This window comes from Candidatus Bathyarchaeota archaeon, from assembly GCA_023131225.1.
In the GTDB taxonomy this organism is placed as follows: domain Archaea; phylum Thermoproteota; class Bathyarchaeia; order Bathyarchaeales; family SOJC01; genus JAGLZW01.
The window spans coordinates 1-10583 of sequence record JAGLZW010000024.1 but is presented as its reverse complement, the minus strand read 5'-3'; the positions used below and the strand labels follow the sequence as shown (position 1 = coordinate 10583).

The 10583-nt window shown below is 41.1% G+C and carries 11 protein-coding genes; 4 read left to right on the top strand and 7 right to left on the bottom strand.

Features of this window, described 5'->3' with window-relative positions; all coding sequences use genetic code 11:
- The 3 genes from KAU88_06365 to KAU88_06355 form a co-directional block, all read left to right on the top strand.
- On the top strand, positions 1 to 882 hold an 882-nt coding region (locus KAU88_06365; protein ID MCK4478133.1), incomplete at its 5' end, for a DEAD/DEAH box helicase.
- Between the two features lie 11 nt (positions 883 to 893).
- A complete protein-coding gene (eif1A, locus tag KAU88_06360; protein MCK4478132.1) occupies positions 894 to 1205 on the top strand; it encodes a translation initiation factor eIF-1A in 312 nt (103 codons plus the stop codon).
- Positions 1206 to 1212: 7 nt separating this feature from the next.
- Positions 1213 to 1926 (top strand): hypothetical protein, encoded by a 714-nt coding sequence (locus KAU88_06355; protein MCK4478131.1) that lies wholly within the window; start codon positions 1213 to 1215, stop codon positions 1924 to 1926.
- 377 nt (positions 1927 to 2303) lie between these two features.
- On the opposite strand, the gene KAU88_06350 is transcribed toward KAU88_06355, so the two are convergent.
- Entirely contained in the window at positions 2304 to 3068 is a 765-nt protein-coding gene (locus KAU88_06350; protein MCK4478130.1) for a nitroreductase family protein, read from the bottom strand.
- A gap of 226 nt (positions 3069 to 3294) precedes the next feature.
- Positions 3295 to 4209, bottom strand: coding sequence for a quinolinate synthase NadA (gene nadA, locus KAU88_06345; protein MCK4478129.1), 915 nt, complete (start codon positions 4207 to 4209; stop codon positions 3295 to 3297).
- Between the two features lie 83 nt (positions 4210 to 4292).
- Here nadA and KAU88_06340 point away from each other — a divergent pair, with 83 nt between their 5' ends.
- Positions 4293 to 4721, top strand: coding sequence for a hypothetical protein (locus tag KAU88_06340; GenBank protein ID MCK4478128.1), 429 nt, complete (start codon positions 4293 to 4295; stop codon positions 4719 to 4721).
- Positions 4722 to 4746: 25 nt separating this feature from the next.
- On the opposite strand, the gene fdhD is transcribed toward KAU88_06340, so the two are convergent.
- The 5 genes from fdhD to KAU88_06315 form a co-directional block, all read right to left on the bottom strand.
- Positions 4747 to 5550: a formate dehydrogenase accessory sulfurtransferase FdhD gene (gene fdhD / locus KAU88_06335; GenBank protein ID MCK4478127.1), complete on the bottom strand. Its 804-nt coding sequence runs from the start codon at positions 5548 to 5550 to the stop codon at positions 4747 to 4749.
- Positions 5551 to 5842: 292 nt separating this feature from the next.
- Positions 5843 to 6736, bottom strand: a complete 894-nt coding sequence (locus KAU88_06330) for a glycosidase (GenBank protein ID MCK4478126.1) — start codon at positions 6734 to 6736, stop codon at positions 5843 to 5845.
- A gap of 12 nt (positions 6737 to 6748) precedes the next feature.
- Complete coding sequence (locus KAU88_06325) at positions 6749 to 7144, bottom strand: CBS domain-containing protein (GenBank protein MCK4478125.1); 396 nt, start codon at positions 7142 to 7144, stop codon at positions 6749 to 6751.
- A 163-nt stretch (positions 7145 to 7307) separates the two neighbouring features.
- On the bottom strand, positions 7308 to 8339 hold the full coding sequence (locus KAU88_06320; GenBank protein MCK4478124.1) for a glycosyltransferase: 1032 nt from the start codon (positions 8337 to 8339) through the stop codon (positions 7308 to 7310).
- A 6-nt stretch (positions 8340 to 8345) separates the two neighbouring features.
- The gene (locus KAU88_06315; protein ID MCK4478123.1) at positions 8346 to 9515 is read right to left on the bottom strand and encodes a glycosyltransferase family 4 protein; all 1170 of its coding nucleotides are present in this window, start codon (positions 9513 to 9515) and stop codon (positions 8346 to 8348) included.
- Positions 9516 to 10583 lie beyond the last annotated feature (1068 nt).

Sequence of the window (10583 nt, the reverse complement as noted above, 5' to 3'; positions counted from 1 at the left end):
CGTGAACTCGCAGTACAGGTTGCTGAGCATGTAGGCCGATTTGGTAAGTATGCAGCATTTAAAGTCTTACCCATCTATGGAGGAGCATCTATTCAAAGGCAAATATCAGCATTGGAAAAAGGTGTCCACATTGTTGTGGGTACGCCAGGTCGCGTAATCGACCATCTGAAACGAGGAACATTAAATCTGGCATCAGTAAAAATTGTCGTTCTCGACGAAGCTGATAGAATGCTTGATATGGGATTCATAGATGACGTGGAATATATACTCTCGAAAGCGCCAGCTCAGAGGCAAACAAGTCTCTTTTCGGCAACAATAGACCAGTCAGTAATGAGATTGTGCAACAGATACATGAAGAACCCTGAAAAGATACTAGTAAGCAAAGACGAGATAGCCCTTACACAGATAGACCAGTATTACATGGTTGTAAACCCTGCGAACAAGTTTAGAATCTTACTGGATATTTTAGACACAAACCACATAGAACGAGCCATAATATTCTGCAGAACGCGTAATTTCACAACTATGCTGTCAGATAGACTGACGGAGCGGGGATATGACGCGAAACCTCTACACGCTGGTTTCACTCAATCGCAGAGAGAATTCGTCATTAATCTATTCAGAAAAGGCAAGCTGAAATTGCTTATTGCAACTGATATTGCTGCAAGAGGCTTAGATATCCATGGAATAACACACATAATAAACTACGACGTTCCAGTGGATGCGCTGGTTTATTTTCACCGAATCGGACGAACGGCAAGGATGGGACTCGAGGGAACAGCAATAACACTTGTCGGTTATGGAGAACTTTCACAATTCAATAGCATAAAAGCTCTAACCAAAACTGCGATAAAAGAATCAGAAACACCCACCCAATTGTAGTGAACACTAGAATGGGAAAAAGAAAAATCATCAGCGAAGAGAATTTCGGAAATATGGTTCTCCCAGCCACAAGTGACGTGTTAGGCATAGCCATTCAAATGCTAGGTAACGACCGAATTAGAGTAAAGTGCCAAGACGGTCACACAAGACTTTGCAGAATCCGAGGTAAGATGAAGAGACGATTCTGGATTAGACAAGGTGACATCGTCTTGGTTTCCCCTTGGGACTTTCAGTTTGACAACCGAGGCGACATCTTCTGGAGATACAGAAGAAATCAGGCTGAATGGTTAAGAAAGAAAGGTTACCTTACTATTCAAAGGTGAATCTGAGGTGAGAAATAGAATGTGGGGTGCAAGAGGACGTCCTAAGGGTCGCCATTACCCTCGATCTAACGCTATGACCCTTGAATATCTTGTAAGACTCTCCGTGAAACACCAAATTGACGCTACCGAGTTTTTCAACGCATTTGTGCACGCGTGGAAGAACGGAAAAGCCATATGCCGAGGGCTAACCATTCAATCCCGCGTAAGGAAAAACGGCCGATGCGTCTTTCTCATTACTAAAGATCACATTGTGGTCGCACAGTTTCCGATACCGGAAGAAATCCTTAGAGAACCTAATCCATTAGACCGATTTGACTTTTTGCGTGAGAGAGATCACTGGATCATGGCAATGAAAAATAGAAAAGTACCTAGAACTGGCCATGTACACATTAAGGATTTAAAAGCTGGAATGAAAGGAGTTAGCCTAAGAGCGCGAGTCACCGAAATCTCAAGCCCAAAACTGGTCCTAACTAGACTCAACGAGTATGTCCTTTTTGCAAACGCGACCCTTTCCGACAGAAACAGCACGATCAAAGTGCCTTTATGGAACGAACGAATCCAAAGTATTTCCATCAACGATAAAGTTCAAATTGATAACGCAAGGGTCACCGTGTTTCGAGGTGAAAAGCAGCTAAGAATCGGAAGATACGGCAAGTTAAAAATAGTCGAAAGTAACCCGTCACATGCAGCTGAAAGCACCGCTGAATGTATAGCCAAATAGAACACACCGAGACAAGGAAATAAAAAACTAGAACGGCCTCAAAAAAGATGGACCCGCACACCAATGACTACAAATTTTATCTTTCCATCAAGATAACAGCGTGACTTGTAATCTCTAGAGAACAAGCATTATACTTTGCACAGAACTCAGCATTTTTCTGCTCAAGACCTTTCCTTATACGAGAGCTTACAAACCTCGCAAGCTTAATACGTCTCCTCGTTTTCGCGTATGTCTCCTTGCAGGTTGGTTGTACATTCCTCAATGTACAAAAAACTGACTTGTGTAGATTGTTGATTCTGGAAGAATCTATCGAGTGGGGCGCTTGGACTTTTACGTGTGTGTCTGCGTCTGAGTATAGGTAATCTAAGCACTTGACGTTATTTAGCGCTTGCAGAAGAATTTTGTGGTCTTTTTCTGGTAATATAGAATCCACGTTTTTCGAATTGCTCAAGAAGAGCCTTTGGGTCTGGATGCCATTGACCCCACTTCCTGCAGATGTGCTCTGTCCAACTGTAGTTTTCGTAGGTGAATGTTTCTTTGCGGTTGTCTAAGCGTATCTTTGCATTTAGTTTTAGGTAGTAGTTTTGAGCGAGATATCCTTCATCCATTTGTTGCATGGCTCTTAGAACCGTGTCTTGATCTAGCCTAGGATATTTATCCTCAAAAAGAGTGAATTCGATAGGATACCGGGGTCGTGATGGCGGGTCTTCCGATGGATAGCCCATCACTAGTTGTACTAGAGGAAACACTCTCTGGGGCAGGTCATATTTTTCTGCGATTTTGTCAGCTACGTATGGTGCATGTCCAAGGAAGCAACTTCCAAGCCCAAGACTTCTCCCTGCAATCACCATGTTTTCTGCCATTAGAGCTGCATCTTGAATTCCAAATAGCATTAGTGCAAGATCGTTGGTGGTCAACTTCCAATTCCTTTCAGCCATAATGAGTTCAAATTTATGCGAATCAACACATATCGTAAATAGGAGCGGCGCCTTGTAGGGGTTACGCTTTGGATTTCGAGACAATAGCACGCTGTAGTACTGAGAAGCGAAAGGTGCCTGTTGACCTGCCCTGACAATCGTTTCTACCACTTTGTCAGAAGGCATTTCATCGGTATATTTTCGAATTGATTTGTGATCAAGCATGGCTTGAATAACAGGATTCCTCTTCACATCATCTCCTCCTCAAGTGAAATAGCCTTATGTCTTCTATTTTATAACCATATTGATAATCAACTCACAATGCGTGCACACACACGTTTTCTTTCGATAGTCATCCCAAACAGTCTCACCTTGTGTGATTTTTTTCTTCACATGTGAAGTAAAAATCACTTAAATTCCTATAAATGCATGTACAACACATAAGACGCCTTTATGATACCTCTAACATTCTGGTTACTGCTTGCTTGGCTTTAATGCGGATGTTCTCAGGAACTTTAACTTCGTGTTTCATATCCTCTAGTGACCACAATATTTTTTCAAGAGTGATTGATTTCATATTTGGGCACACAGCGAGCTCTGAGGCTGCATAGAACTTCTTAGTGGGATTTTCCTTTCGTAACCTGTGTAAGATTCCGATTTCAGTGCCTACAATTATTTCTCGGGTTTTTGATTGCCTGGCATATTTGCACATTCCACCAGTCGAGAGTACTTTATCTGCCAGCGCAATTACTGGCGGTGTGCATTCCGGATGGACCATAACCTCTGCTTCTGTGTGTAACCCTCTTTGTGTCGTAATGTGCTTTGGTAGGATCTTGATGTGAGTGGGACAAAACCCGTTCCATGGGATGATCTTCTTTTTGGTTTTGGTTGATACATAATTAGCAAGATACTTGTCAGGTACAAAGATGACTTCAGATCCTTCTATAGATTGTACAATTCTCTCTGCATTAGAGGAGGTGCAGCAGATATCGCTTTCTGCTTTAACTTCTGCTGTTGTGTTAACATAACAGACTACTGTAGCGTTTGGGTGCTTTTCCTTGAGAGCTTTTAATCTTTCAGCTGTGATCATGTTTGCCATTGGGCACCGCGCGTTGACATCTGGGGTTAATACTGTTTTGGCTGGGCACAGTATTGATGCAGTTTCAGCCATGAAATGTACTCCACAAAACAGAATCAACTCGGCATCGCTACGAGCAGCCTTCTGACTCAGCTCTAAAGAGTCCCCAAGATGATCTGCGATTTCCTGCACTTCTTGTGGCTGGTAGTTGTGGACTAGGATAACCGCATTCCTTTCTTTTTTCAGGTTACGAATCCTCTCTTCCAACGAATAATTAAGGTTCTGCAATTACCCACTCACCATGCATGCATTGAAGATATTAATGCATATATTCTTAATCCATATCTGAGTCATCTTTTCTTTAGATAGTCATGTCATACGAGGAAAAAAACATTATAGTGTTTCCAGAAGGTGCTGACGCTTTCAAGAGGCTAAATTGGTGGGTGTATTGCCGCTATTGTGAATTAAGGGAAACAGGTTTGCTGAAGAGTTTGGGTTTTTCTCAGATGCACTTCTATGACAAATACCGAATTTCCTTTCCAAGGAATGTCTGCTTCGAGTATTTTTCTCAATTTTCACCAAGAGACTTTGCAGATGTGAGGGCCGAAGTCAAGAAGGTGGGCACTACGGCGCTCACCTTAGTCCATACATTCTATAAGAGGAGAGAGAAGCTGAAGGCCCGGATATTGGTCTATAAGGTCGAAGCAGTGATAGTTGCTTACGGTGAGAAGACTCATAAGAAGACTCCTCTGCCAACAGAACTGGCTAAAGCTTTGCTTGAGGGCTCTCACACTCGCTGACTCTATGGAAAGTCAACTGGCAAAGTCAGATTTTAATCCGCTCTGGATGAGTATAAACATTCATTCGTTTCCCTCGCACAAATCCCACTATGGTCACGCCAGTTTTCTCAGCTAGTTTAACCCCCGAATCAATTGCTGCAGCCAAAGAAGACACTATTGGTATTCCCACACGTGCAGCTTTCAAAACAATATCTCCTGTCATACGACCACTCAAAGCTAAGAAGCAATTTTCCAAGTTCTCACCACTCAACGACCCTGCACCAATAACCTTATCGACTGCATTATGGCGTCCAACATCCTCAGCTAACACAATCAGCTCCCCATTAGGCTTAAACAATGCCGCGGCATGTACTCCCCCTGTCTTCCTAAAAGTATTAGCCAACTTATTCAACTTACAAACACATTCCTTGACTATACTCGCATTGATCTGCCAAGAGGACAAACGTTTCAATTCAATCTTATTAAGAAGTTCTGAGAGCGAATTGTAGCTCATAGTTCCACATGCTGAGATGATCAGCCTAGAAAAAGACTGAGAAATGATGTTATGAGTCTCAACGCCTGTCTTCTGCAACGTTACACTACATCGATGCTCTCCATCAAAACGAATATCAACGATGTGATCAACCGACTGAACTACCCCTTCACTCAGTAAGTGACCCACAACCAACTCTTTCAAAAAAGTTGGTGAACAAAGAATAGATACTAAATGAACAGTTCCAAGAAATATATGTAATGAATCCTCTATGGCCACAGTATCCTCTCGCTGCTGAACCTCTCCGTTGGACAAATCAAACCTTGAAACAATAATGGTTTTTGTATTTGCATCCATTTAATCATACACCTTGCAGAACTATCAACGTGAGTATCGCTGTATATTCATAAGCATTTAGTTGGTGACACTCGTGCGTTGTGCTGGCATTCAGAAGAGAGGAAGTTTGCGGGTAATAGAGTCTATTAGGTTGGTGTGCAGGCATTACCATTTGATAGGATTCCATCATCCCAGAATGGAGCCCCAATCCTGTCAAAAAGAGATAGGATTTTCATGTATCTAAGTATGGACAGTAGTGAAAGTAGCCTAACTCTTCCAATTTGGCAGACCGTCAGAAATGCGTGCATGCACATTATTTTTTGGGCAGTAACTCACTAAGGTCATAGGTGGCAACGCACAGGACATCATCGGCACCCCCATAGTAGATGAGAAGTTGATTGTCTATCATAACATTTCCACAGCTAAAGACAACGTTGGGCACTTTACCGAAACGTTCATAGTCTTCGACAGGAGTCAATATTGCCTTTTCGGAACGATAAAGAACTATTTCCGGGTTGTCCTTGTCAAGTAGTGTAGCGCCAAGAGAATACACCTTGTTAAAATTCACTCCGTGATAAATAAAGAGCCAACCTTCGTTAAGCTCTATTGGTGGACCAGCTGCACCAACTTTACAACAATCCCAAGTTTTCGGTCTAGGCTTGATTACAGCCTTTATATCACACCACCGATGGAGATCAACGGAATAGGCTACACAAATATTCGGTTCGATGCGATGAAACAGAACATATTGCCCATTAATTCTCCTAGGAAAAATCACGGCATCTTTATTAAGAATGCCTGGAAAAGGTAGCCGTCTATCCCCCCATTTCCATTTCTTATTGAGAAAATCCTCAATGTTGATTGAAGTTATAGAGATCTGATGCACATATTGCTGATTATATTTATATAGCGCTGTGTAGGTCATAACGTATCTTTCATCGAGAAGAGTTATTCGAGGATCCTCACAGCCATCTTTTTCTGTAATGTTTGTTGGTTCAAAAACAGGAGACGGTGAACGTTTCTCGATATGATAACCATCTGTTGAAACGGCATAACCAATACGAGAAACACCGTCATTGCCCATGGCACGATATAGAATGTGAACTCGTTTATCTAAATAAAAAGCTGCAGCGTTAAATACTCTGTAAGATTCCCAAGCATGCGCCGCCACTGGTTCGAGAATCGGATTGCCTTGAAAACGCTTCATGACTCTTTTTTCCTAACTCGATTTTAGAGGCGATATTCCAAAAAGTTCATCTAGGAAGCTTCTAATTGCCAATATTCCCACTAATTTTTCTTTCTGGTCTATTACTGGTAGATGTCTTATTCCATACGTCGTTATGGCTCTCCTTGCCTCTTCGAACGTAGCACCTTCCCAAATAGTCATAACATTTTTCGTCATGACCTTCTTTAAAGGCGTGTTTAAAGGGGTTTTTTGGGCTATAATTCTGATAGCATCCCGCTCTGTAAATATCCCTACACACTTTCCTTCGTCATCAGTCACCACTATGGATCCAACATGTTTTTTATAGAGCATTTCAATGGTCATTTCTACAGTGATGTTTTCTTTTGCCGTTACCACATTTTTAACCATCATGTCTCGAACCTTCAACATCCTATCCACATCCCTCAAACCATAATATAATTCTCACATATTTCTTTTACTTTATGAATGGAAAATCCATATTTTCTTGAATCGATGTTTTGCCGAACAAATACCCTCTTGAATTTTAGCTGCAAAACGTTTAATGAAGTATCATTATTCTTATGCACGATAATCATTTCGATGCATTAAGTTCCAAGCGAGCTAGAAGATAAGACAGCATAGCTTCAGCACCTTGGTTTAGATTCACTCCTTCGGGCGTTATTCCGTCATAACAACCACCTGTTTTCGGATTGTAAACCATCACGTCCTGAGAGTTCTTCCCTAAAAACCAACCGAAAGCGATATGGGCTATTCGTTGATATTTCTCATCTCCAGTCACGCGAAAGGCGGCTAGTGCCGCTTCTACCATGCATGATGCTTCGATTGGTTGTTGGTCATATAGGGCTCTTTTGCCACCCTTCTTGTACCATCCTTTGTTTCCGATTGGAATGATTTTCTCATCAATTACCTGAACTTTAACAAGAAAGTCAAAGGATTTCATCGCTATCTGGAGGTATCTTTCATCTCCAATAATGCCGTAGGCCAAAAAAAGAGCTTGCGATAAACGCGCATTAACATATGTAAGATAAGGTTCAAACCAACACCAATCAGAAGAAGATACTTGCTGATAACTGTCAAACAATTGCTCCGTCAATGACACAATGTTTTTGGAAAGATTGGGGTCATGCGGAAAAGCCTTATAATAGTAGCAGAGACCCAGAATTGTGAAGGCTTTAGCTCTAAGACTCTTAAAGTTGGATGTGTGTCGAAGGCCTTTGTCAAAAATCTCCTTCGATATAGTTTCAATACCTTTCGGAAGGTTAGTCAAAATAGTATATCCGCAGGCCCATAGCGATCGTCCCATGCAGTCTTCTGACCCCACATCATCAAGGAAATGACGACTATAGCTTAATAGATTGTGAAATTTTCCGTCAGGTCTTTGCATATGAAATAAGAAACTCAAATATGTAGTAGCTAGCTTACTTACATCAGAATCATTATGAAACTGAAGGAATTTTATGCACGCGATTAGTGCACGCGCATTATCATCTGTAGTATAGCCTTCCTTTCTGTTGGGAATCGAATATTTAGTATGCTGAAGAATACCCGTATCATCTGTCAGTGCTTTAAGACTATCTAGTTTGATAGGTGGCTTAATATTCATCACCCATTAGTCTTTAAGAAAACGATTGAACAACTTGGCATGTTTTTCTGCAACCTTTGGCCAAATAAAGTTTCTACTATAAGCATACGTTTTTCTCTTCAAGCTAAGCCTTAGTTCCGGATCTTCTAGAAGTCTATTTATGCATTCAGCGATTGAAGCAGGGTTTCTAAACTTACATATTAATCCTCGTCCATCTGCCAAAGCTTCTTCAGCGTGAAGGTATGGAGTTGATATAATAGCCTTACCAGTTCCTAAAGCATAGGCAAGCGTTCCACTGCTGATCTGATTGCGATCGATGTACGGAGTGAGGTAGATGTCTGTTGCTTGGAGATACCTAATTAGTTCCCGTTTAGAGAGAAAACGATTGTAGAATCGCACATGCTTCCCCAATTTGAGTTCATCAACCAACCTCATCAGCCTCTTCCGATAACGCTCGCCCTCAATTCTCCTCACTTCCGGATGAGTCTCTCCAATTACGAGGTAAAGAATCTTTGGTTCTTTCTTAACGAGGGAAGAGAGCGCTCGAATAGCATATTGAATACCTTTCCCTCTGTTTATCAATCCAAAAGTAGACAAAACTATCTTACCTCTTAGACCAAGTGAAATTTTAGACTTTTCGCTAGTAACAAATGGAACATCAGGACAACCATGCGGGATAACGTTGATTTTTTTGGGTTTAATATTGCAATTTCTTAATAGTTGCAGAGCTGTTCTCGTCATGACGATGATTGACGTACTATAGTGCGCAATGCTTTCCAAAACTGTTCGAGCAGTCGATCCAAAGTTTGGTAGGATAGTGTGGAGTGTAGTTACTATTGGCTTTTGAAGATTCTCTAAAAATGAATTAATGTATTCTCCCCACTCGCCTCCAAAAAGACCGAATTCATGTTGGAGATTTACTAAATCAATTTTGGATAGATTGACGTAACGAGCGGCTTGGACGTAATTTTCAATAGAGTCTCGTTCAATTTGAAACTTAACTCTCTTTTCGTAGTTGTAAATTGCGCCCTTCTCATTTATTGTGATCACCACTGATGATCTATACTCCTGAAGCTGATCTATAGCATTGATTAAATCTTTCGTGAAGTTTGCTATACCACATTCTCGCGGCGGATAAGTGCTTACATAAGCCATCCTTTTTTTCTCAACATTTAAAGGGGCGGGTTTCTGCATCATTTTGTAACGTCACCTTTCTTTTGTTTTAAGACAACTAGCATTATCGCAGGTTTTAACGAGTTTAGTTTTCCTCGCCGTAGTCTTAGACCAAGTTTCACTAACGCTGCCTTAAAGTTCCTAAAGGCATAACCTTCCACTCTATTTTTGTGCCGAAATTCTTTGAATTTTCCCAAAGTATTTTCATCTGACTCTATTATTAAGGGAGTTGCGGGGAATGTCTCCACTCTGCGTGGGGATTCTTCCTTGTTTGTTATACTCCTACTTATTATGGTATTTATGGTCACTTAACACTGCTTGTCTCAAACTAAATCTATGCGTGCGGGATTACTTTCGTCTATTTCCTACATATAGTACAAAGATTATTATTGGAACTGTCATATCGATTAAGAAAAAGATGCCAACAGGGATGGGTAAATCGCGGCCAACATAGTATACGAGTAGAGGAACTAAGACAAACCAAAGGCCTATAAAGAGGCATAGCAAGACCAACAACAAGAACGTACATCGAATCTTATTGTTCATTCTCACACTTGATGATACGTGTCATACATGGCTGATAACATTTGTGCGCACGCGTAAGAACTTAAATAGAAGTTAGTTCTAGAAAATACATCTATATGATTGGTTGGGGAGGGAACTAGTTTTACAAGCATCTCCTTTCTCCCTTCCCATTAGGGGAACTGTAATCCCTTTTCCCAACCATGACTAGAAACTGTTACAATGTCTTATAGACTTTGTTTTCATAATAATGCGGAATTTAGGATTGTTGATGCAGAAAAGCATCCTATCGTGTTTCTCAAGAAGAAAAATTCGGTGGTTGCAAAGATGAAAAGCGCTAATCTTACTTTGTCTCCTCTTGCGCGCGCCCGTTGGAACGACATATTCCAAATACTTATTCACCCTTCATAATTCTTTTCTAGATTCTAGATACCCTTTGGCGCGCATACAATACGTCCAAGCGTACATATAAAAAATGTAGATGTATGTCGCCAAGGCGGAGTACATAGCCAAATGCGTGCGCTTAGCTTACCAGTCTAACTTCATCATAGCTGTCTTTATGGTTGAAGC